Genomic DNA, 20,425 nt, shown 5'->3' with positions numbered 1-20,425 from the left:
CGGGGCGAGCGTGAGGAGACCGGGATGGCGCACGGGGAGGCCGAGCAGGGCTGCGCCCAGGGCGAGCCCTGTCGGCCGGGCCACCACGAGCAGCCGGCGGCGGCCAAGCACCGCCGGCTGACCGGCGGGTTCCCGGCCCACTCGGCGGAGCACCCGGCCCGCGCGCCCGAACGGGCCGAGGACGACGTCGCGGTGCCCCGCCAGCGCGGCACCGAGCCGGCCGAGGCCGGGTCGGCCGCGCCGCAGGGCTGCCAGAGCGACCTGCCCGGCTGGGCCGGCGCGCACCGCCACGGCCCGGTCCGCCCCCGGCAGCGTGACGCCCGCCGCGAAGGGCCCCCGCGTCGCTGGTGCTGAGCACGGGAGCGCCGTCCGACCGCTAGCGTGGTCGGTGTGGAGGCGATCGCGATCGACACGTACGGCCCGGCCGACCTGCTCGCCGTCCGGGAGCTGCCCGACCCACCCGTCGGCCCCGACACGGTGCTGGTCCGGGTCAGGGCGGCCGGGGTCAACCCGGTCGACTGGAAGGTGCGCGAGGGGCATCTGGCCGGGGCGATCCCGGGGCACTTCCCGCTCGTGCCCGGTTGGGACGCGGCCGGCGTGGTCGAGGCGGTCGGGCCGGCGGTGACGGGGTTCGCCGTGGGCGACGAGGTCGTCGGGTACGTCCGGCGCGACCACGTCCAGTACGGCACGTACGCCGAACTCGTGCCGGCCCCCGAGCGCACGCTGGCGGTCAAGCCGGTCCGGGCGTCCTGGGCCGAAGCGGGCGGGCTGCCGCTGGCGGGTCTCACGGCGTACCAGGCGCTCCAGGCGGCCCGCACGGGTGCCGGCGACACGGTGCTGGTGCACGGGGCGTCCGGCGGGGTGGGCCACCTGGCGGTGCAGATCGCCCGCGCGCTCGGTGCCGACCGGGTGATCGGCACGGCCGGTCCCGCCAACCACGACTTCGTCCGGTCGCTGGGCGCCGAGCCGGTCGCGTACGGCGACGGGCTGGCCGACCGGGTCCGTGCGGTCGCGCCCGACGGGGTCGACGTGGTGCTCGACCTGTTCGGCGGCGACGCCCTCGACGTCTCGGCCGAGCTGGTCGCGCGCCCCGCCCGCGTGGTCTCCACCGCCGACCCGGAGCACGTCACCCGGCTGGGCGGCAGCTATCTGTTCGTCAAGCCGTCGACCGTCGACCTGGGGGTGCTCGCGGGGCTGGTCGACGCCGGCCGGCTGACCGTCCACGTGCAGCGGACGTTTCCCCTGGCGCGGGCCGCGGACGCGCAGCGCCTGGTGGCGGCGGGGCACGTGCGCGGCAAGGTGGTCCTGGAGGTCTGAGCCCCGGGCGGCGCGTGCGCCGGCCGGGGCACGGCGGTCAGCGGGTGCGGCGGCGGACCAGCAGGGCGATCCCGGCGAGGCCCGACGTGATGACCAGCACCACCGCGATGTTGAGCAGCATCAGCCGCTGCAGCTCGCCGAACGCCTCGTCGAGATCCTTGGTCGGGTTGAGGGCCTCCTCCGGGATGACCCGCTCGCCGCCGCCGGCGCCGCCGCTGACGGCGTCGAACTGCCGCTCCAGCGGCACCCCCGCCGTGCGCAGGGTCTCCGACATGTTGAGCCGGCCGAGGAACCAGCCGGCGGTGGTCTTGCGGGCGTCCGGCTGCTTGGCCGGGCGGAAGACGCGCGGGCCGCCGACCGCCTTCGGATAGAGGTCGTAGGTCTGCTTGGCGACGTCACCGGCGAACACCACGACCGTGTACCTGGGACCGAGGTCGGCTGCCTTCGGGCCCTTGGCCTGCCCGGTGCGGGTGAGGAAGTTGACCTGGTCGATGAGCGCCACGACGTGTGCGGGGCGGTCGTCGGCGCGCAGCCGCAGCGGCTCCGCCAGGCCCTGCCCGGTGATCTCCACGCCGGCGGGTGGGGGCTTCGGCGCCGCCCGCGCCGTCTCGGCCAGCCCGAGCGACAGGACCGCCGCCGCGAACCCGCCCGTCAACACCGCGACCAGCCGCCGCACCGTTCGGACCATCGCCGCCTCCTCGCCCCGTTCGATGGGTGGCTTGCTGCAGGTCACGTTGATCGGCCGACGGGGGTGACCGGACCCGGCCGGGTGCCACCCTCTAAGACTGCGCAGAACGTCGATCTCTTGCAGCTTGTGGAACAGTAATTGGAACTATCTGTGATCCCGGACCGACTAACCAGCGGCAACGATTGATCAGCGGGCGGATCGTACCTTTACGGAGGGGTTCATGGGGGGCAGGTTTCCACGTGCGGCGCGCACCTGGGCAGTGGTGCTCGGCGTGGCGCTCGGTGTGTCGTTGTTGCTGCCGGCCGCGCCGGCGGCGGCCCACAACTCGCTGACCCGCAGTGATCCCCGCGACGGGGCCCGGGTGGCCGAGGCGCCGGCCCGGATCGAGCTGCGGTTCCTGGCCCGGGCGGACCCGAACACGACGAAGATCACAGTTACCGGGCCGGACGACGTGGCCGCGCTGGGCGGGGCCCCGAGCTTCGCCGGCTCCCGGGTGAGCGTCCCCTTCAAGCCGGGCCGGGCGGGTCTCTACATCGTCGGCTACCGGCTGGCCTCCAGCGACGGGCATCCGGTCACCGGCGAGGTGCGTTTCACGCTGACCACCGGCACCCCCGCCGAGCCGCCGGTCACCGCCGGCCCGAGCGCTCCGGCTGCCGTAGCGCCGTCGGGCGGGACCGGGCCGACGTCGGCCGCGCCCGACCCGGCGGGCTCCGGCACGCCGGCGGCCGTGGCGCCCGCCGCGCGGGAGAGCGACGGCGGGACCGGGCGTGGCTGGCTGTGGGCCCTCGGCGGCGCGCTCCTGCTCGCCGCCCTCGCCGGGGGTCTGCTGTGGCGCCGCCGAGCCGCCCGCCGCTGAGCGGGCACCAACGCGTCAGCGCCCGGACCGGCCGGTCCGGGCGCTGACGCGTGCGTCGGCTGGGCGGGGGCTCAGACCAGGCGGAGCCGGGCGGCGCGCAGCCGGGCGAGGCTGCGTTCGCGGCCCAGCACCTCCAGCGACTCGAACAGCGGCAACCCGACGGTGCGGCCGGTGACCGCGACGCGCACCGGGGCCTGGGCCTTGCCGAGCTTGAGGCCGCGTTCGGCGCCGACCGCCTCCAGCGTCGACTTCAGCGTCTCCGCGTCCCAGGACTCCAGTGCCTCGAACGCCGCCGTGGCGGCGTCCAGCAGCTCCGCCGAGCCTTCCTTCATCGCCTTGGCCCAGGCGGCCTCGTCGATCAGCGGCGAGGCCAGGAAGAGGAAGTCGACGTTCGGCACGATGTCGCTGAGCACCGCGATCCGGGTCTGCGCGAGCGGGGCGACGGCCGCGAAGGCGTCCGCGTCGAACTCCTCCGGCTGCCACGGCGGCGGGGCGATGGTGCCGGTGCCGGTCAGCCACGGCTGGCAGGCGTCGACGAACTCCTCGACGCCGAGCGCCCGGATGTATTCGCCGTTGAACGCCCGGAGCTTCTTCTCGTCGAAGAACGCCGGCGAGGGGTTGACCTCATCCAGCCGGAACTCGTCCTCGATCACGGACCACTCGACGATCTCCCGGTCGCCCGACGGCGCCCAGCCGAGCAGCATCAGGTAGTTGCGCATCGCCGCGGCGAGATAGCCCTCGTCCCGGTACGCCTCCAGGGCCACCTTGTCGCGCCGCTTGGAGAGCTTCTGCCGCTTCTCGTTGACGACCACCGGCACGTGTGCCCAGATCGGCGGCCTGACGCCGAGGGCGTCCCAGAGCAGCTGCTGCTTCGGGGTGTTGGGCAGGTGTTCCTCGGCCCGGATCACGTGGGTGATCCCCATGGTCATGTCGTCGACCACGTTGGCCAGCAGGAAGACCGGCGAGCCGTCACCCCGGGCGATGACGAAGTCCTCGATCAGCTTGTTGTCGAAGGTGGGCTCGCCGCGGATCAGGTCGACCACCACGGTCGCGCCCTCGTCCGGCGTGCGGAAGCGCAGGGCGCGCCCCTCGCCGGGCGGCAGGCCCCGGTCGCGGCAGAAGCCGTCGTAGCCCTGGTACTGCGAGCCGGTGCGGGCCTGCACCGCGTCGCGGGTGCAGTCGCAGTAGTAGGCCCGGCCGGACTCGTGCAGCCGGGCGGCGGCGGCCCGGTGCTCGCCGGCGTACTCCGACTGGAAGTACGGGCCCTCGTAGCTGTCGCGCTCGATACCGATCCACTCCAGCGCGGTGAGGATGCCCTCGGTCCACTCCGGCTTGTTGCGGGCCGCGTCGGTGTCCTCGATGCGGAGCACGAACACCCCGCCCTGTTGTTTGGCGTAGATCCAGTTCTGCAGCGCCGAACGGGCGCCGCCGACGTGGAACATACCGGTCGGGGAGGGGGCGAAGCGTACACGCACAGTCACGCCCCCAGCCTACGGCGACCCGCGACCGGGTTCCGCCAGGGGTGCGGCTCAGGGCACCGAGCGGATCTTCAGGACCAGGACGCTGCCCAGCACGGTGACCACGGCGGTGACCGCGTAGAGCGCCGGGTAGCCGCCGAGGTGCACCACGAGCGGTGCGGAGAGCGCCGGGCCGAGCACCTGCGGGGCGGAGTTGGCAATGTTGATCACGCCCAGGTCCTTGGCCCGGTCGGTGGCGGTCGGCAGCACCTGGGTGATCAGCGCGGCGTCCACCGACAGGTAGACGCCGTAGCCGGCGCCGAGCAGCAGCGCGGCGACCACGGCCACCGGCCAGACCGGCGCCACGGCGAGCAGCAGCGCGGCGACCGCCATGATGCCGCCGGCGGTGATGACGAAGACCTTGCGCCGGCCGGACCGGTCCGACAGCCGCCCGGCCACCACGGCGGTGGCCGCCAGGCCGGCCGTGTAGAGCAGGATCAGCACCAGCAGCCCACCCTCGGGGTCGACGTGGCGCACCTCGTCGGTGAGGAAATAGAGCAGGTAGAGCGTGCCGAGCGCGTTACCGAGCTGCACCAGGAACCGGGTGATCCAGGCCCAGGCGAAGTCGGGATGGCGGCGCGGCGAGATCCACATCGACGCGAACAGGGCGCGCCAGCGCAGCGCCGGGCGGTGTGCCCGGGGCAGCGGGTCGTCGGTGGTGAGCAGCGCGAACGGCAGGGCCAGCAGCAGCACCGCCGCCGCCATCGCCGCGTAGCCGGCGGCGGTGCCGCCGACCACGGCGGTGACCAGCACCACCCCCAGCACCAGCCCCAGCGCCTGGGGGATGCCGACCCAACCGGAGACGCCGCCGCGCTGGGTCACGGGGACCCGGTCCGGCACGGCGGCGGTCAGGCTGGCCAGCATCGCGTTGAAGCAGACCTGCGCGGCCACCCAGGCGAGCGCGACCCCGGCGACCGTGCGTTGCTGCGCCAGCAGCACCAGGGCCGCGGCGCCGAGCAATGCGCCGCCGGCGGTCCAGACGTGCCGGCGGCCGAACTCCCGCCCGGCCAGCCGCAGGCAGGTGCGGTCCGACAGCGCACCGGCGAGGGGGTTGGCGAGCACGGCGGCGAGCGCGCCGAGGCCGGTGACCACGGCGAGCGCGGCCTCCTTGTCGGCCGGCGCGATCTGCCCCAACTGTTGCGGCAGCAGCACCTGGATCGGCGTGAAGAACGCCATCCAGACGCCGAGGTTCGCGGCGAAGATCAGCGCGATCCAGCTCCGTGGCACCGCGGCGGTCGGCTCGGCCAGCGCCGCCGGCACCGGGCCGGCGGGCCTCACGGCCGCCGGATCAGGTCACGAAGCCAGGCGTACGAGGACTTGGGCGTGCGCAGCTGGGTGTCGAAGTCGACGTGCACGAGGCCGAAGCGCTTGGTGAAGCCCTCCGCCCACTCCCAGTTGTCCAGCAGGGACCAGACGAAGTACCCGGTCACGTCGACGCCCTCGGCCATCGCGGCGCGCACCGCGCGCAGGTGCCCGTCGAGGTAGGCGATGCGCTCCGGGTCGTGCACCCGGCCGTCGGCGTCGGGTCGGTCGTCGTACGCGCAGCCGCTCTCGGTGATCTGGATCGGCGGCAGGTCGTCGGCGTACGTGCGGTGCAGCCAGCCGAGCAGCTCGTGCAGCCCGTCGGGGGCGACCGGCCAGTCGAAGGCGGTACGCGGGTATCCCGCCACCGGCACCAGCTCGAACGGCAGCGGCGAGCCCTCCGGCGCGGCGCGTACGCCTGTGGGGTTGTAGTAGTTGACGCCGAGCACGTCGATCGGCGCGGCGATCGCGTCGAGGTCCCCGGCGCGCACCACGCTCGTGTCGAAGCCCAGCTCGGCGGGGTAGCCCCGGCCGAACAGCGGGTCGGTGAAGAGCCGGTTGTGCAGCGCCTCGTACGCGGCGACGGCCGCCCGGTCGGCGGCGGTGTCCCCGGCCGGCCGCACGGGGGAGTAGTTGTTGGCGATGGCGATCGGGCTGGCGGTGTGTGCCCGCAGCGCGGCGACGGCGAGGCCGTGGCCGAGGAGCTGGTGGTGGGCCACCGGGAAGGCGTCGAAGAGCAGGGTCCGGCCGGGGGCGTGTTCGCCCGTGCCGTGCCCGAGGCTCATGTGGACGAACGGTTCGTTGAGGGTGATCCAGAGCTTCACCCGGTCGCCGAGGCGGGCGGCGGTCGCGTCGGCGTACTCGGCGAAGCGGTGGGCGGTGTCGCGGGTGAGCCACCCGCCGGCGTCCTCGAGGGCCTGCGGCAGGTCCCAGTGGTAGAGGGTGGCGACCGGGTCGATGTCGTGGGCGAGCAGGTCGTCGACCAGCCGGTCGTAGAAGTCGAGCCCGCGTGGTTCGACGGGGCCGTCGCCGGTGGGCCGCACCCGGGGCCAGGCGATCGAGAAGCGGTACGCCGAGACGCCCAGCCCGGCGAGCAGGGCGACGTCCTCGGCGTGCCGGTGGTAGTGGTCGCAGGCCACGTCGCCGGTGCTGCCGTCGGCGATCCGGCCACCGGAGTGGGCGAAGGTGTCCCAGATGGAGGCCCCGCGCCCGCCGGCGTCCACGCCGCCCTCGATCTGGTAGGCGGCGGTGGACACCCCCCAGCGGAATCCGGCGGGGAACTCGGGTATCGCTGCGGTCGACATGCGCCCTCCCGGCTGACGTGAATCCTGCTCGCGACCTTAGGGCGAGGCCGGTCGATGCGCCATAGGCCGTAGGGCGTTCCAGCGCAATGGATTTCGGCGTGTCTTTTCCGAACCCGTCCTGTTACGTCCGAATTTGCGCATAGAGTGCCGATATCGTGGGATGTCCTCACTGGAGGAAAGACGGAAATGATCCTCGTGGAACGCAGTGCGCACGTGATGGCGCCGGTGGAAGCGGTCTGGGACGTCGTGCAGCGGGCCGAGCAGTTGCCGGCCTGGCTGGCGGGGGTCCGTGCGGCCGAGGTGCTCTCGGGGGAGGGCTTCGGGCGACGACAACTGGTGCAGGCCGGGCGCGGCGCGGCGCACGAGGCCGAGGTGATCGCCTACCAGGAGCCGACCCTGATCGGCTGGCGTGAACGCGCCAAGGGTGCCGGCTCCCGGTCGGAGGCGCGCACCGAGATCTACGTCCAGCTCACCGCGGACGAGGAGGAGGGCGGAACCATCGTGCGACTCATCGTGGTGCGCTGGCCGGCCGGCCCGGTCAAGGCCGCCCTGCTCCGCCTCGGGCTGCGCAGGGTCGGCGCGGACCTGGAGGACTCGCTCGCCCGGCTGACCGATCTGGCCGCCGTCGGCTGAGCCGGGCACGTCCTGGCGTCAGCCGCGACGGCGGTGCCCGGTGTCCCCGCCAGGGACCACGGCCACCGTCGGTCCGCCGCCGGGAAACGACGAGGGCCCGGCGCAGGGGGTGCGCCGGGCCCTCGTTCACGTACGTCCTAGCTGTCGCCGCCGGTCTCGCCGATCGGGGCCGCCTGCACGTCCTCGATGGCGTACTTCTTGGCCGCCTCGGCCGGCACGCCCGCCGGCACCGTGCCGCGCAGGGCGAGCTGCCGCAGCGTCGCCACCACCACCGACTCGGCGTCGACGTGGAAGTGCCGGCGCAGCGCGTGCCGGGTGTCGGACATGCCGAACCCGTCCGTGCCGAGGGACGTGTAGTCACCCGGCACCCAGCGGGCGATCAGGTCCGGCACCGCGCGCATCCAGTCGCTGACCGCGACCTTCGGCCCGTCGGCGTCGGCCAGCTTGCGCTGGATGTACGGCACCCGCGGCTCGGCGCCCGGGTTGAGCAGGTTGTGCTCCTCGCACTGCACCGCGTCGCGGCGCAGCTCCGTCCAGGAGGTCACCGACCAGACGTCGGCGGCCACGCCCCAGTCCTGGGCGAGCAGCTGCTGCGCCTTGAGCGCCCACTGCATGCCGGTGCCCGAGGCGAGCACGTTCGCCCTCGGCGCGTCGTCGGCCACCGACGGGGCGGGGGAGTAGCGGTAGATGCCCTTGAGCAGGCCCTCCACGTCCACGTCCGCCGGCTCCGCCGGCTGCAGGATCGGCTCGTTGTAGACCGTCAGGTAGTAGAAGACGTTCTCCTGCGCCTCGCCGTACATCCGGTGCAGGCCGTTCTCCAGGATGTGCGCGAGCTCGTACGCGAACGCCGCGTCGTATGCGACCACCGCCGGGTTGGTGGCGGCGATGAGCAGCGAGTGGCCGTCCTCGTGCTGGAGTCCCTCGCCGTTGAGCGTGGTCCGCCCGGCGGTGGCGCCGAGCAGGAAGCCCCGGGCCATCTGGTCCGCGGCGGCCCACAGCCCGTCGGCGGTGCGCTGGAACCCGAACATCGAGTAGAACATGTACATCGGGATCATCGGCTCGTCGTGCGTCGCGTACGCCGAGCCCGCCGCGGTGAACGAGGCGACCGAGCCGGCCTCGTTGATCCCCTCGTGCAGGATCTGCCCGCTCGTGGACTCCTTGTACGACAGGAACAGCTCCCGGTCGACGGCGGTGTACCGCTGGCCGTGCGGCGAGTAGATCTTCTGCGTCGGGAAGAGCGAGTCCATGCCGAAGGTGCGGGCCTCGTCCGGAATGATCGGCACCCAGCGCTTGCCGAACTCCTTGTCCTTCATCACGTCCTTGAGCAGACGGACGAAGGCCATCGTGGTGGCCACCTTCTGCTTGCCCGAGCCGCGCTTGACGTCGGCGAAGCGCTCGGGACCCGGGATGGTCAGCCGCTTGCTCCCCGGCCGCCGCGACGGCAGGTAGCCGCCGAGCTGCTGGCGGCGCTCCTTGAGGTATGCGATCTCCTCAGACTTCTCGCCCGGGTGGTAGTAAGGCGGCAGGTAGGGGTTGTCCTCCAGCGCCTTGTCCGGGATGTCCAGGTAGAGCCGGTCGCGGAAGGTCTTCAGGTCCTCCAGCGTCAGCTTCTTCATCTGGTGGGTGGCGTTGCGGCCCTCGAAGTGCGAGCCCAGCGTCCAACCCTTGATCGTCTTGGCCAGGATCACGGTCGGCTGGCCGGTGTGCTCCATCGCCGCCTTGTAGGCCGCGTAGAGCTTGCGGTAGTCGTGCCCGCCCCGCTTGAGGTTCCAGATCTCGTCGTCGTTGAGGTCCTCGACCATCTTGCGGGTCCGCTGGTCGCGGCCGAAGAAGTGCTCCCGGACGTACGCCCCGGACTCCGCCTTGTAGGTCTGGTAGTCACCGTCGGGCGTCGTGTTCATCAGGTTGACCAGCGCGCCGTCGGTGTCGGCGGCGAGCAGCGGGTCCCACTCGCGGCCCCAGACCACCTTGATGACGTTCCAGCCGGCGCCCCGGAAGAACGCCTCCAGCTCCTGCATGACCTTGCCGTTGCCGCGCACCGGCCCGTCGAGGCGCTGCAGGTTGCAGTTGATCACGAAGGTGAGGTTGTCCAGCTCCTCGCGGGCGGCCACGCCGATCGCGCCGAGCGTCTCCGGCTCGTCCATCTCGCCGTCGCCCAGGTATGCCCACACGTGCTGGTCCGAGGTGTCCTTGATGCCCCGGTGGTGCAGGTAGCGGTTGAACCGCGCCTGGTAGATCGCGTTCAGCCCGCCGAGGCCCATCGAGACCGTGGGGAACTCCCAGAAGTCCGGCATGAGCCGCGGGTGCGGGTAGGACGGCAGGCCGCCACCCGGGTGCGACAGCTCCTGGCGGAACCCGTCGAGCTGGTGCTCGCTCAGTCGCCCCTCCAGGAACGCCCGCGCGTACATGCCGGGGGAGGCGTGACCCTGGTAGAAGAGCTGGTCGCCACCGCCCGGGTGGTCCTTGCCCCGGAAGAAGTGGTTGAAGCCCACCTCGTAGAGCGAGGCCGAGCTGGCGAAGGTGGAGATGTGCCCGCCGACGCCGATCTCGGGGCGCTGCGCCCGGTGCACCAGCATGGCCGCGTTCCACCGGACGTACGCCCGGATCCGCCGCTCCACGTGCTCGTCACCCGGGAACCACGGCTCGCGCTCCGGCGGGATGGTGTTGATGTAGTCGGTGGTGGTCAGCGACGGCACCCCGACCTGGCGTTCGCGGGCTCGCTCCAACAGGCGCAGCATGACGTATCGGGCGCGCTTCGTCCCGCGCTCGTCGATGACACCGTCGAGCGACTCGACCCATTCGCCGGTCTCTTCAGGGTCGATGTCCGGAAGCTGGCTCGGCAGACCAGCGGTGATCACCGGGCGCTTGCGTTCCGTAGCCACAGGCGTTCCCTCGGTTCTGTGTGGGATAGGTCTCTAGCGCCATCCTGCCTCCTGGTGCGGGGGCTCGTCACCTCTACCACCCCCAGACGCGACGCGCGACACAGGTACCCGTCGGTAACCTCCGCCTGCGCACGCCCGGTGACCGCCGCCCCCGCAGGGTCGCGGCCGGTGCCGGGGGACGCGCCCGGCCTCGGGCAGAATGCGCTGTATGCGTACCGAGGTGATCACCGTCCAGACCGGGTCCCACCCCACCGTCCGGGACATCACCGCCGAGGCGGAGCGCTTCGTGCGCGGTGCCGGCGACGGGCTGCTGCACGTCTTCGTGCCGCACGCCACCGCCGGCCTCGCGATCATCGAGACCGGCTCGGGCTCCGACGACGACCTGCTCGCCGCGCTCGACGACCTGCTGCCCACCGACGACCGCTGGCGGCACCGGCACGGCTCGCCCGGCCACGGGCGCGACCACGTGCTGCCGGCGTTCGTCCCGCCGTACGCGACGCTGCCGGTGCTCGACGGGCGGCTGGCGTTGGGCACCTGGCAGTCGGTCTGCCTGGTCGACCCCAACGGCGACAACCCCACCCGCTCCGTCCGCTTCTCGTTCCTGCCCGGCTGACCGGCCTGCCCGCAGTCAACAGTGAAGGTGCTCAACTGTTGACGCCGCTAGAATGTGGGCCATGGCGCAGCCCACCGTCCCCTCGGCACCGCCGGATCCCACCAGCCGCGCGGCGCTGACCGAGGACGTGGTGGGCCGCATCACGCACCTCGCCTCCGCGCTGCGCCACCACCAGAGCGAGGAGATCGCCGCACTGGGGCTGACCCCCGCGACCGCGCGGGCGCTGCACGAACTGGACCCCGACCGCCCCCTGCCGGCCCGCGATCTCGCCGAGGCGCTGGGCTGCGACCGCTCCAACGTGACCGCCCTGGTCGACAAGCTGGAACGGGCCGGGCTGGTCGAGCGGCGTACCGACCCCACCGACCGGCGGCAGAAGACGCTGAGGGTGACCGGGCCGGGGCGGCGGGTGCGGTCCCGGGTGCGGCAGGTCATGTCGGACTCCCGACTGCTGGCCGGTCTCACGGACCAGGAGCTGGCCGTCCTGCGCGAGCTGGTCTGGAAGGTCTCCGACGGCGGCTGCCCCGACAGGTGCGACGACGACTGACAAAGGCCCCGACGGACGTGTCCGAGTGGGCGCGGGGGCCGCTTGTCGGTAATGCTGTCGGACGTGACCACCCCGCAAGATCTCGACGACCGCTTCCGGGAGACGCTGGCCGCGCTGGCCGCCGGGCCGCAGCGGCGTGACCCGGCGCTGCCGGTCACCGACGACACGACGCTGACCGGCGCGCGGGCCCTGGACCTCTTCGACGCCCAGGCCACCAGCCGCCAGCTCGACCTCGCCGCCCGCTGGCTGCGCAGCTTCGACGAGGGGTTCTACACGATCGGCTCCGCCGGCCACGAGGGAAACGCCGCGATCGCCGCCGCCCTGCGTGTCACCGACCCGGCGCTGCTGCACTACCGCTCGGGCGCCTTCTACTGCGTGCGCGCCGCGCAGGCCGCCGGTGCGGCACCGGCCGACCGGCCCGACGCCGGGGCCGCCCAGCCCGGTGCGGCCGACCGGCTCGCCGCCCCGACCGACCGGCAGGCGACGCCCGGCGGATCTGCCCTGACGGACCGGGAGGCCGCCCCGGGCAGTGCTGCCGCCACGGACCGGCAGGCCGCGCCTGGCGGGTCCGCCGCACCCAGCCCGGACGCTCTCGATCCGGACGCTCCCGACCCGGACGGTTCGGCCGCCGGGCCCGACGCGGCCCGGCCGCTGGGCCCGGGGCACGCCGACGCGGCCCGCGACGTGCTGCGGGGCATGGTCGCCTCCAGCCGCGAGCCGGTCGCCGGTGGGCGGCACAAGGTCTTCGGGCGGGCGGACCTGGCCATCGTCCCGACCACCTCCACCATCGCCTCGCACCTGCCCCGCGCCGTCGGGATGGGGCTGGCCGTGGAACGGCTGCGCCGGCTGGACACCGCCGGTCGGCGGGACGGGACAGCCGGCGGCGGCGGGGCGGCCACGCCGGCGCCCTGGCCGCCCGACGCCGTCGTAATCTGCTCGTTCGGCGACGCCTCGGTCAACCACGCCACCGCCACCGCCGCGTTCAACACCGCCGGTTGGTACGACCACGCCGGCCTGCGCGTCCCGGTGCTCTTCGTCTGCGAGGACAACGGCCTCGGTATCAGCGTGCGCTCCCCGAAGGGCTGGGTGGAGACCACCCTGCGCGCCAAACCGGGCATCCGCTACTTCGCCGCGGACGGCGACGACCTGCTGCGGGCGTACGAGGTGGCGTCCGAGGCGGCGGCCTGGGTGCGCCGGCACCGGCGTCCCGCCGTGCTGCACCTGTCGACCGTGCGGCTCATGGGGCACGCCGGCGCGGACGCCGAGACCGCCTACCGCAGCACCGGCGAGATCGCCGCCGACCTCGACCGGGACCCGCTGGTCGGCACCGCGCGCCTGCTGGTCGCCGCCGGGGTCGCCACCGGCGACGAACTGATGGCCCGCTACGACGAGATCGGCTGGCACGTGCGCCGGATCGCCGAGGAGGTGCTGGACGAGCCGAAGCTGACCACACCCGCCGAGGTGGTGGCCCCGCTCGCCCCCCGCCGGCCGGCGCGGGTGACCCGGGCGGTCGCCGACGCGGCTGCCCGCGCGGGTGGCCCCGGGGCGGCGGCCCGGGCGGCGGCGTTCGGCGGCAGGCCGCCGGAGCTGACCGGCCCGCTGACACTGGCGCAGAGCATCAACGCGGCGCTCGCCGACGGGCTGCTCGACCACCCGCAGATGGCCGTGTTCGGCGAGGACGTCGGCGCCAAGGGCGGCGTCTACGGGGTGACCAAGGGGCTGCGGGACCGCTTCGGCGCGGCCCGGGTCTTCGACACCCTGCTCGACGAGACCTCGATCCTCGGAGTGGGGCTGGGCGCCGGGCTGGCCGGGCTGCTGCCCGTACCGGAGATCCAGTACCTGGCGTACCTGCACAACGCCGAGGACCAGTTGCGTGGCGAGGCCGCCACGATGCAGTTCTTCTCGCAGGGCGCCTTCCGTAACCCGATGGTGGTGCGGGTGGCCGGCCTGGCGTACCAGGAGGGCTTCGGGGGCCACTTCCACAACGACAACTCGGTGGCCGTACTCCGGGACGTGCCGGGCCTGGTGATCGCGGTGCCGGCGCGGCCGGACGACGCCGCGCCCATGCTGCGTACCTGCCTGGCCAGCGCGGCGGTGGACGGCAGCGTCTGCGTCTTCCTGGAGCCGATCGCGCTCTACCACTCCCGCGACCTCTACGCCCCCGGTGACGGAGAGTGGCTGGCTCCCTACGCCGAGCCCGGCGCGTGGGCCGGCGGGCACGCGCCGATCGGCCGGGCGCGCGTCTACGGCGTCGGCTCCGCCGAGGACGTCACGATCATCACCTTCGGTAACGGGGTGCCGATGTCGCTGCGCGCGGCGGCCACCCTCGCCGACGAGGGGATCGGCACCCGGGTGGTGGACCTGCGCTGGCTCTCCCCGCTCCCGGTGGCCGACATCATGCGGGAGGCGGCGGCGACCGGCCGGGTGCTGGTGGTGGACGAGACCCGCCGGTCCGGCGGGGTCGGCGAGGGGGTGATCGCGGCGCTGGTGGACGCCGGGTACGTCGGAGCGGCGCGGCGAGTGGCCGGAGTTGACTCCTTTGTACCATTAGGTCCGGCGGCCCGTCAGGTGCTGGTCACCGAGGAAGCCATTACCCAGGGTGCCCACACACTCCTGGCACGGTAAATTCCGTTCCACCCGGTGCGCCACTTGCGCCGGGAGCCACAACTGTGTGGACTTTGCCTGACGGCGTCGCCCTGACGCCGCGGGCAGGGACGAGATGAGGAGGCACGCGACAGTGAGCGCGACCGCTGGTCAGGCCGCCGACGGGGTACGCAGCCTGGCGGACCGGTTCGGCATCGAACCGGGGATGGTCGTCATGGAGATGGGGTACGACGACGACGTCGACCAGGATCTCCGCGACGCCCTGACCGACCGCTGTGGAGATCTGGTCGACGAGGACACCGACGAGGTGGTCGACGCGGTGCTGGTCTGGTACCGCGACGGCGACGGTGATCTCTTCGAACTCCTCGTCGACGCCCTCGGCCCGCTGGCCGACAACGGCGTCGTGTGGCTGCTCACGCCCAAGGCCGGGCGTGAGGGGCACGTCGAGCCGAGCGAGGTCGCCGAGTCCGCGCCCACCGCCGGCCTGCAACAGACCTCCACCGTCAACGCCGGGCGGGACTGGAGCGGTGCCCGCCTCGTCCTGCGCCGCGGGGTGAAGGGCAAGAAGTAGACCGTCGCGGTCGGCCACCCGGCGGCACCCGCCGCCGGATGTGGCAGGCTGTGTTGTCAATCCGACCCCCGTTGCGAGGAGCTCGCATGCCGATCGACGTTGGCGCCGAGGCGCCCGACTTCGTGCTCAAGGACCAGAACAACCAGGAGGTCCGGCTCTCGGACTTCCGCGGCAAGCGCACGGTGCTGCTGGTCTTCTACCCGCTCGCCTTCACGGGCATCTGCCAGGGCGAGCTGTGCGAGGTGCGGGACAACCTCAACGACTACGTCAACGACGACGTCCAGGTGCTGACCGTCAGCGTCGACTCCGTCTACGCCCACAAGATCTGGGCCGACAAGGAGGGCTACCAGTTCCCGCTGCTGGCCGACTTCTGGCCGCACGGCGCGGTCGCCCAGTCGTACGGGGTCTTCAACGACGTCGCGGGCATCGCCAACCGGGGCACCTTCGTGATCGACAAGGCCGGCGTGGTCCGCTTCGCCGAGATGAACATGCCGGGCGAGGCGCGCGACCAGCAGGGCTGGCGCAAGGCCCTCGGCGACGCCGTCGCGGCCTGATCCACCGGGCACTCCGTACGACCGGGCGGGTGGGGGCAGGGTAAGATTGCCTCCCTCCGGCCCGGTCGTACGGGTTCCGGGCGCGTAGCTCAGCGGGAGAGCACTCGCCTTACAAGCGAGGGGTCGCAGGTTCGAAACCTGCCGCGCCCACCCATCACCACCAGCACCGACACCAGGCCCGAAGGTCAGTGACTCGGTCGGTGGCAACAGTTTGATTCATGAAAGCCACCGTCGAGCTTGTCGAGCGCCTCTCGCACGGCATCGAGGTCGGCGTGTGAGTAGATCTTCAGGGTGATTATCGGGTCTCTATGTCGGGCGGTCTCCTGCATGACGTGCGGCGGAGCACCCAGCCCTTTCAGCCGGGACACGATCGTGTGGTGGCCAACAGCCTCGCCGCCGCGCAGGGCCTGATCGTCGTCCTCGACGGAGCGACCGCACGCACGGACACCGGCTGCGTTCAGGGCGCGGCCTGGTACGCGGCGAAGCTGGGATCCACGATCGCCGGCCTCGCCATCGACGGCGAACGCAAGCTCGGCGACGTCCTGACCGATGCCATCGGGATCACCGCGAGGATGCCCCCGGAGTGCGATCTCTACCATCCCGGTAGCCCGTCAGCGACCACGGCGCTGATCCGGCTGACCGAGGATGAGTTGCAGTACCTCGTGCTCGGTGACACCACCGTGGTGGTGGGGACGACAGACGGCATCGAGGTCGTCAACGACGACCGGGTCGATACGACAGCCCGCGCCGAGCGTGTCGAGGCCAACCGATACCCGTTCGGCTCCGCACAGAAGCAGGCAGCTCTCCTGCGGATGAAGCGCCTCGCCGGCCATGGCGTGGTCATCACGGGGCCGTTCACGACGACTTACCTTCAATTCTCGCTCGCGGTCCTCCCTCTCCTTTGCGAGTCGCCTTTCATATTCCGCTTTAATTCGCTCCAGTTCTTGCGCGACCTTGGCGGCCGACTCCTTCTTGGCGTCGCGCCGCTGTAGTCGGTAGATGACGGCTACATTGTGCCTTACTCGGAGTCGGCGGAGATCCGTCGCTTGGTCCTGCTGATTGGCATCTCACGGCGGGTGCGTCGTGCCTTCGGGTCGGAGGAAGGTACGTGCCCGATGCGTACCCGACCCAGAGGTCAGCACCGGTCAGCAGAGGCACCCGGGTTGGCCAGGCTTATCCCGATCTTCGCTCGCTGGGCAGGTAGCACGACTACCTCGGATGTAGATCAATCCGATTCCCAAGCTGACAGTATTTAGGGCAGACTGGCGGCGGACCGGTGGCAGAGCCGGGTTATTGCAGCGCTGAGAGGCCGAGTGGCCGTGCCCGCGGCGGCTCGAAGCGCGTGGGGCCACTGGCATGCCATGCCCCACCGGGGGTTCAAATCCCCTCCGGTCCGCTCTCGGTCCCCGGCAGAGGCGGGTGACTATCTGGATGGCAACCGGGACGGACGCCCGTGGACTGTACCGGACACTGCGGGACAGCTCCCGATGGCGCGTCACCATACGGTTCTGGCACCCTGCCGAACATGCCCGACACTGCCGCCCCGCCGCGCAGCCTGCCGAGCTGCGGTCGGGTCAGGTGCCTGTTCTTCTGGGGCGCCAGCCCCAACCGGACGGCAACATCGGATTGGGGTGTCTGAGCCGATGGGTGGTCGGCCCCAGTCGTCCTAGACGGGATCCGGTACGCCACCGCCGAGCATTACATAATGATCGGCAAGGCACGCCTATTCGGCGACGAAGCGGTTGCCGAGCAGATGCATATGGCGCCACCCGGGTTCTGTCAAGGCCCTGAGCCGGCAGGTTCGCGACTTCGGCCAGGCCACCTGGGATACGCACACTCCTTCGACCTGGTCGTCGCACGCGCACACGATCCCGCCCAATGGCGCGGCCGCAATCTCCTCGGCTTCGCGCTAATGCACGCCGGCGCGCAGCTCGCCACCAGATGAACCGCAAGATCCGCGTACATCAGGGACGGCTCGGCGCCGAACAGTTCCGCGTCATCCGCCCAGCCAAGCCGGTGACCGGCGCGGTGCTGGCCGACAAAAACCCCTGGTTCGTCCTGGAACTCGACGCCGACGCCGCGTTCGCCATCACGGGCTTGTGGATGCTGGCAGCCCGGTCACGCCACACGCTGGTCCATCTGCCGCTACGGGGCAACACGCCACCGGAGCCTTCCCTCGCCACCGTGACCGCCGGTGAGCTTGACCTGGTACTCAGTCACCGCGACCTGCAGTTCGCCCCGAACCGGTGGAAGCAGCTACGCCACCGCCTGGGCGCCGGGACTCCGCACACCATCTCCTGGAACCCGAACGACGTCCCCACCTGGGACGAGGTCCACGAACTCAACCGCCAAGCCCGTCGGCGTTCCTCCCACAGGGACAGATTCCACCAACGCCTGCACGCACACACCCTGTTCATGGCCGGCAACGCGGTCGCGTTCCGGCGTACAGCCCGGTACGTCCTCGACATGGCGCTTCGGCGGCCCGACCCCAGCCACCTCGGCACCTACCACTCCGCGACAGTGCATCCCGCGGACGGCCACTTCGCCACCCCCGGGCAAGGCATCTACCTCATCAGGTGGCGGTAACGGCCCCCCGGCCGAGACGACGTCTTCAACCGTAGCGACGACGGCGACGGGCCCGTCGACTTGCCCGCCCGGACTCGCGGAAGCGCTCGCGGACGACGCCTGAGGCCGGCGGTGGCGTTCAGGTCAGTTCGGCGATCACCGCGCGGGCCATCCGGCGGCCGTGCTCGGCCATCCGGTGGAAGGTGTGCCGGTAGTAGTCGATGCCGATCAGCGACGGTGCGAGGGCCCAGCCGCAGGCGCGGCGCCAGGTGGCCTCGTCGTACCCGACCGCCTTCCGGTACGCGTCCCGTGCGGTGCCGGTGAAGGTCCACAGCGCCGGTGCCACGTCGGGCGCCGGGTCGCCGACGCCGAGTGCCCCGAAGTCGACGACGGCGGCCAGCCGGCCGGCGTCGATGATCAGGTTGCCCGGTTGCAGGTCGCCGTGGATCCAGACCGGGTCCCGGTCCCAGTCGGGCGCGGCCAGGCAGGCGTCCCAGGCGGCCTCGGCCGCGCCCACGTCGAAGCCGTCGTCGTGCCCGGCGAGGCGGGGCAGCACCCGGCGGACGTCCGCGTCGACGTGGCGCAGGGCTGCGCCACGGGAACCCGGTCGCTTGACCGGCCCGCCGGCCGGATCCACCCGGTGCAGGGCGGTCACGAAGGCCGCCACGTCGTGGGCCAGGGGGACGTCGTCGCAGCCAAGCCGGGGCGGGGTCTCGCCCGCGACCCACGGCACCACCGTCCACCGCCACGGGTAGCCCGCGCCCGGCTCGCCGACGTGCAGCGGAACGGGGACCCGCACCGGCAGGTGCGGCGCGAGCACCGGCAGCCACCGCGCGTCGGAGTCGGCCTGGTCGACCGCCCAGGCGACCTTGGGCATCCGGGCGACGAGGTCGTTGCCGATGCGGAACAGGACGTGGTCGGTGCCTTCCAACTCATCGGCCAGGGGAGTCACGGCAAGGCCGGCCCACTGCGGGCACCGGGCCGCCACCAGGCGGCGTACCTGACCGACGGTGGCGCGGACCTCGTCCTCGTGGATGGGCACGACCGGCAGGGTAGTGCGGTGTGCTGGCGCGGTGCCAACCGATTTCGGGGAACGGCGAGCGCGGCCCGACCCCGGTCCCGCGTCGGCAGGGCCGCTCCGGCGACGAAGAGATCAGGAGCGGTGGCCGGGCGCCTGCACGCCATCATCAAGGAAACCGCCCCGGGGTTGGCGCCCATGCTGTGGTACGGCCAGCCCGCGTACGCCCGGGCCGGAAAGGTGTTGTGCTTCTTCCACAGCGGTCAGGTGGATGGACAAGGAACGCTACTCGTCCTTCGGGTTCACCACCGAAGCGAAGCTCGACGAGGAACACGGCATGTGGCCCACGTCCTTCGCCCTCACGCGGTTGAGCGAGAAGGGCGAGACGGCGATCAGGAAGCTTCTCAGGCGGGCCGTGGACTGAGGTTCCCGTCAGTGCGGAAACGAACGTGGCCGCGTCCACGCGGTGACTCCGCCACGATGCGGTCGGGTCCACCAGCAGCACCGTTCGTCGGGGCCGCCGTGGACCGGCCGGGCTGTTAGCGTGACCCGGCTAAACCGACGATGGGGTGATGCCGACAATGCGCTCGACCACGTTTCGTGTTGGTGGGGACCTCAAGGTGCGGCGGCTGGGGTTCGGTGCCATGCAACTGCCGACCGACCCCGGCCCGGCCCGCGAGGCCTCCGTGCGGGTCGCCCGCCGAGCCGTCGAGCTGGGCGTCACCCTGATCGACACCGCCCATCTCTACGGCGGCGGGGCCAACGAGGAACTCCTCGCCGAAGCCCTGCATCCCTACCCGGAGGACCTGCTCGTCACCACCAAGGTCGGTGTGGCGCGCACGGGGGGCGAATGGCGGCTCGACGGTCGGCCGGAGGTGCTACGTGAGCAGGTCGACCATGCGCTGCGTCGGCTGCGCGTCGAGCGGATCGAGCTGCTCCAACTGCACCGCATCGACCCGGAGACACCGCTCGCCGACCAGGTCGGCGCGCTGCGCGACCTCCGGGACGCGGGCAAGATCGGTCGGATCGGGCTCTCCGAGATCTCCGTGACCGAACTCGACGAGGCGCGTCAGATTGTCGACATCGCGAGCGTGCAGAACCGCTACAGCCTGCTCGACCGCGAACACGAGCCGGTGCTCGTGGCCTGCGAGGCGGCGGGGATCGCGTTCCTGCCGTGGCGGCCCGTCGCCGGGGCGGCCACGGGCGCGCCGGACGGGCTCACCGCCGTGGCGGCGGAACTCGCCGCCACCCCCGCGCAGGTCGCGCTGGCCTGGCTTCTCGACCGCTCCCCGGTGGTGCTCCCGATCCCGGGCACCGCCCGGGTCGACCACCTGGAGGAGAACGTCGCGGCGGCCGACCTGCACCTGGACGCGGCCCAGCGTGAGCGCCTCGACCGGTTGCCCGGGCGGGCCTAGCGTCCCGACTGTTCGCGCGCTGGCGGGCCCGGTGGCCGTCGT

19 protein-coding genes, 1 tRNA gene and 2 pseudogenes are annotated in these 20,425 nt (G+C 72.4%); 16 read left to right on the top strand and 6 right to left on the bottom strand.

All coding sequences use genetic code 11. From position 1 onward, the window contains the following. Nucleotides 1–24: 24 nt before the first annotated feature. Both ACQ452_RS21035 and ACQ452_RS21030 read left to right on the top strand, forming a co-directional pair. Entirely contained in the window at nt 25–354 is a 330-nt protein-coding gene (locus tag ACQ452_RS21035; RefSeq protein WP_433386831.1) for a hypothetical protein, read from the top strand. A gap of 36 nt (nt 355–390) precedes the next feature. Then, a complete protein-coding gene (locus ACQ452_RS21030) occupies nt 391–1,317 on the top strand; it encodes an NADP-dependent oxidoreductase (protein ID WP_433386830.1) in 927 nt (308 codons plus the stop codon). Nucleotides 1,318–1,354: 37 nt separating this feature from the next. On the opposite strand, the gene ACQ452_RS21025 is transcribed toward ACQ452_RS21030, so the two are convergent. Then, nucleotides 1,355–2,005, bottom strand: a complete 651-nt coding sequence (locus ACQ452_RS21025) for a hypothetical protein (protein ID WP_433386829.1) — start codon at nt 2,003–2,005, stop codon at nt 1,355–1,357. 220 nt (nt 2,006–2,225) lie between these two features. Between ACQ452_RS21025 and ACQ452_RS21020 the strand changes: the two genes are divergently transcribed. Continuing rightward, nucleotides 2,226–2,861 (top strand): copper resistance protein CopC, encoded by a 636-nt coding sequence (locus ACQ452_RS21020; RefSeq protein ID WP_433386828.1) that lies wholly within the window; start codon nt 2,226–2,228, stop codon nt 2,859–2,861. A 71-nt stretch (nt 2,862–2,932) separates the two neighbouring features. On the opposite strand, the gene gltX is transcribed toward ACQ452_RS21020, so the two are convergent. From gltX to ACQ452_RS21005, 3 genes are all read right to left on the bottom strand, one after another. Next, nucleotides 2,933–4,303: a glutamate--tRNA ligase gene (gltX, locus tag ACQ452_RS21015; RefSeq protein WP_433394291.1), complete on the bottom strand. Its 1,371-nt coding sequence runs from the start codon at nt 4,301–4,303 to the stop codon at nt 2,933–2,935. An 87-nt stretch (nt 4,304–4,390) separates the two neighbouring features. Next, on the bottom strand, nt 4,391–5,656 hold the full coding sequence (locus ACQ452_RS21010) for an MFS transporter (RefSeq protein WP_433386827.1): 1,266 nt from the start codon (nt 5,654–5,656) through the stop codon (nt 4,391–4,393). After that, nucleotides 5,653–6,984 (bottom strand): GH1 family beta-glucosidase, encoded by a 1,332-nt coding sequence (locus tag ACQ452_RS21005; protein ID WP_433386826.1) that lies wholly within the window; start codon nt 6,982–6,984, stop codon nt 5,653–5,655. Before ACQ452_RS21005 ends, ACQ452_RS21010 begins: the two co-directional genes overlap by 4 nt. Nucleotides 6,985–7,170: 186 nt before the next feature. Here ACQ452_RS21005 and ACQ452_RS21000 point away from each other — a divergent pair, with 186 nt between their 5' ends. Next, nucleotides 7,171–7,617: an SRPBCC family protein gene (locus tag ACQ452_RS21000; protein ID WP_433386825.1), complete on the top strand. Its 447-nt coding sequence runs from the start codon at nt 7,171–7,173 to the stop codon at nt 7,615–7,617. A gap of 137 nt (nt 7,618–7,754) precedes the next feature. Here the strand turns inward: ACQ452_RS21000 and aceE are convergent, their stop codons facing one another. After that, the gene (aceE, locus tag ACQ452_RS20995) at nt 7,755–10,499 is read right to left on the bottom strand and encodes a pyruvate dehydrogenase (acetyl-transferring), homodimeric type (protein ID WP_433386824.1); all 2,745 of its coding nucleotides are present in this window, start codon (nt 10,497–10,499) and stop codon (nt 7,755–7,757) included. Nucleotides 10,500–10,707: 208 nt separating this feature from the next. On the opposite strand from aceE, the gene ACQ452_RS20990 reads away from it, so the two are divergent. From ACQ452_RS20990 to ACQ452_RS20945, 10 genes and pseudogenes are all read left to right on the top strand, one after another. After that, nucleotides 10,708–11,112: a YjbQ family protein gene (locus ACQ452_RS20990; RefSeq protein WP_433386823.1), complete on the top strand. Its 405-nt coding sequence runs from the start codon at nt 10,708–10,710 to the stop codon at nt 11,110–11,112. A 61-nt stretch (nt 11,113–11,173) separates the two neighbouring features. Further along, complete coding sequence (locus ACQ452_RS20985) at nt 11,174–11,656, top strand: MarR family winged helix-turn-helix transcriptional regulator (RefSeq protein WP_433386822.1); 483 nt, start codon at nt 11,174–11,176, stop codon at nt 11,654–11,656. 51 nt (nt 11,657–11,707) lie between these two features. Continuing rightward, nucleotides 11,708–14,281 (top strand): thiamine pyrophosphate-dependent enzyme, encoded by a 2,574-nt coding sequence (locus tag ACQ452_RS20980; RefSeq protein ID WP_433386821.1) that lies wholly within the window; start codon nt 11,708–11,710, stop codon nt 14,279–14,281. A 112-nt stretch (nt 14,282–14,393) separates the two neighbouring features. After that, complete coding sequence (locus ACQ452_RS20975) at nt 14,394–14,831, top strand: DUF3052 domain-containing protein (RefSeq protein WP_433386820.1); 438 nt, start codon at nt 14,394–14,396, stop codon at nt 14,829–14,831. Between the two features lie 86 nt (nt 14,832–14,917). After that, complete coding sequence (locus tag ACQ452_RS20970; RefSeq protein WP_433386819.1) at nt 14,918–15,385, top strand: peroxiredoxin; 468 nt, start codon at nt 14,918–14,920, stop codon at nt 15,383–15,385. A gap of 78 nt (nt 15,386–15,463) precedes the next feature. After that, nucleotides 15,464–15,535: transfer RNA gene (locus ACQ452_RS20965), tRNA-Val, on the top strand. Nucleotides 15,536–15,762: 227 nt separating this feature from the next. Next, nucleotides 15,763–16,377: a hypothetical protein gene (locus tag ACQ452_RS20960; protein ID WP_433386818.1), complete on the top strand. Its 615-nt coding sequence runs from the start codon at nt 15,763–15,765 to the stop codon at nt 16,375–16,377. Nucleotides 16,378–16,655: 278 nt separating this feature from the next. Beyond that, nucleotides 16,656–16,781 (top strand): annotated as a pseudogene (locus tag ACQ452_RS20955). Nucleotides 16,782–16,910: 129 nt separating this feature from the next. Continuing rightward, nucleotides 16,911–17,330: pseudogene (locus ACQ452_RS20950) on the top strand (NADAR family protein). Beyond that, nucleotides 17,327–17,971, top strand: coding sequence for a hypothetical protein (locus tag ACQ452_RS20945; RefSeq protein ID WP_433386817.1), 645 nt, complete (start codon nt 17,327–17,329; stop codon nt 17,969–17,971). The pseudogene ACQ452_RS20950 and the gene ACQ452_RS20945 overlap by 4 nt, the downstream one beginning before the upstream one ends. 118 nt (nt 17,972–18,089) lie before the next feature. Here ACQ452_RS20945 and ACQ452_RS20940 read toward each other — a convergent pair whose 3' ends face one another. Next, nucleotides 18,090–18,992: an aminoglycoside phosphotransferase family protein gene (locus tag ACQ452_RS20940; RefSeq protein WP_433386816.1), complete on the bottom strand. Its 903-nt coding sequence runs from the start codon at nt 18,990–18,992 to the stop codon at nt 18,090–18,092. 247 nt (nt 18,993–19,239) lie between these two features. Here ACQ452_RS20940 and ACQ452_RS20935 point away from each other — a divergent pair, with 247 nt between their 5' ends. Together ACQ452_RS20935 and ACQ452_RS20930 are read left to right on the top strand one after the other, a co-directional pair. Next, complete coding sequence (locus ACQ452_RS20935; protein WP_433386815.1) at nt 19,240–19,392, top strand: hypothetical protein; 153 nt, start codon at nt 19,240–19,242, stop codon at nt 19,390–19,392. Nucleotides 19,393–19,540: 148 nt separating this feature from the next. Then, nucleotides 19,541–20,383, top strand: coding sequence for an aldo/keto reductase (locus ACQ452_RS20930; protein ID WP_433386814.1), 843 nt, complete (start codon nt 19,541–19,543; stop codon nt 20,381–20,383). Nucleotides 20,384–20,425: the final 42 nt, after the last annotated feature.

Origin of the sequence: Micromonospora sp. KLBMP9576, assembly GCF_050941805.1 — a bacterium.
In the GTDB taxonomy this organism is placed as follows: Bacteria; Actinomycetota; Actinomycetes; order Mycobacteriales; family Micromonosporaceae; genus Micromonospora.
Note: the sequence above shows the minus strand (reverse complement) of the source record. Positions and strands in the feature narration are given on the sequence as shown.

What these genes read in the sequence shown, in the direction of transcription:
- ACQ452_RS21005 (WP_433386826.1), bottom strand. Translation starts at nt 6,984, where the DNA reads ATGTCGACCGCAGCGATACCCGAGTTCCCCGCCGGATTCCGCTGGGGG.
- gltX (WP_433394291.1), bottom strand. Translation starts at nt 4,303, where the DNA reads ATGTTCCACGTCGGCGGCGCCCGTTCGGCGCTGCAGAACTGGATCTAC.
- ACQ452_RS21025 (WP_433386829.1), bottom strand. Translation starts at nt 2,005, where the DNA reads ATGGTCCGAACGGTGCGGCGGCTGGTCGCGGTGTTGACGGGCGGGTTC.
- ACQ452_RS20990 (WP_433386823.1), top strand. Translation starts at nt 10,708, where the DNA reads ATGCGTACCGAGGTGATCACCGTCCAGACCGGGTCCCACCCCACCGTC.
- ACQ452_RS20970 (WP_433386819.1), top strand. Translation starts at nt 14,918, where the DNA reads ATGCCGATCGACGTTGGCGCCGAGGCGCCCGACTTCGTGCTCAAGGAC.
- ACQ452_RS20980 (WP_433386821.1), top strand. Translation starts at nt 11,708, where the DNA reads ATGCTGTCGGACGTGACCACCCCGCAAGATCTCGACGACCGCTTCCGG.
- ACQ452_RS21020 (WP_433386828.1), top strand. Translation starts at nt 2,226, where the DNA reads ATGGGGGGCAGGTTTCCACGTGCGGCGCGCACCTGGGCAGTGGTGCTC.
- ACQ452_RS20945 (WP_433386817.1), top strand. Translation starts at nt 17,327, where the DNA reads ATGAACCGCAAGATCCGCGTACATCAGGGACGGCTCGGCGCCGAACAG.
- ACQ452_RS20985 (WP_433386822.1), top strand. Translation starts at nt 11,174, where the DNA reads ATGGCGCAGCCCACCGTCCCCTCGGCACCGCCGGATCCCACCAGCCGC.
- ACQ452_RS21000 (WP_433386825.1), top strand. Translation starts at nt 7,171, where the DNA reads ATGATCCTCGTGGAACGCAGTGCGCACGTGATGGCGCCGGTGGAAGCG.
- ACQ452_RS20935 (WP_433386815.1), top strand. Translation starts at nt 19,240, where the DNA reads ATGGACAAGGAACGCTACTCGTCCTTCGGGTTCACCACCGAAGCGAAG.
- ACQ452_RS20930 (WP_433386814.1), top strand. Translation starts at nt 19,541, where the DNA reads ATGCCGACAATGCGCTCGACCACGTTTCGTGTTGGTGGGGACCTCAAG.
- ACQ452_RS21035 (WP_433386831.1), top strand. Translation starts at nt 25, where the DNA reads ATGGCGCACGGGGAGGCCGAGCAGGGCTGCGCCCAGGGCGAGCCCTGT.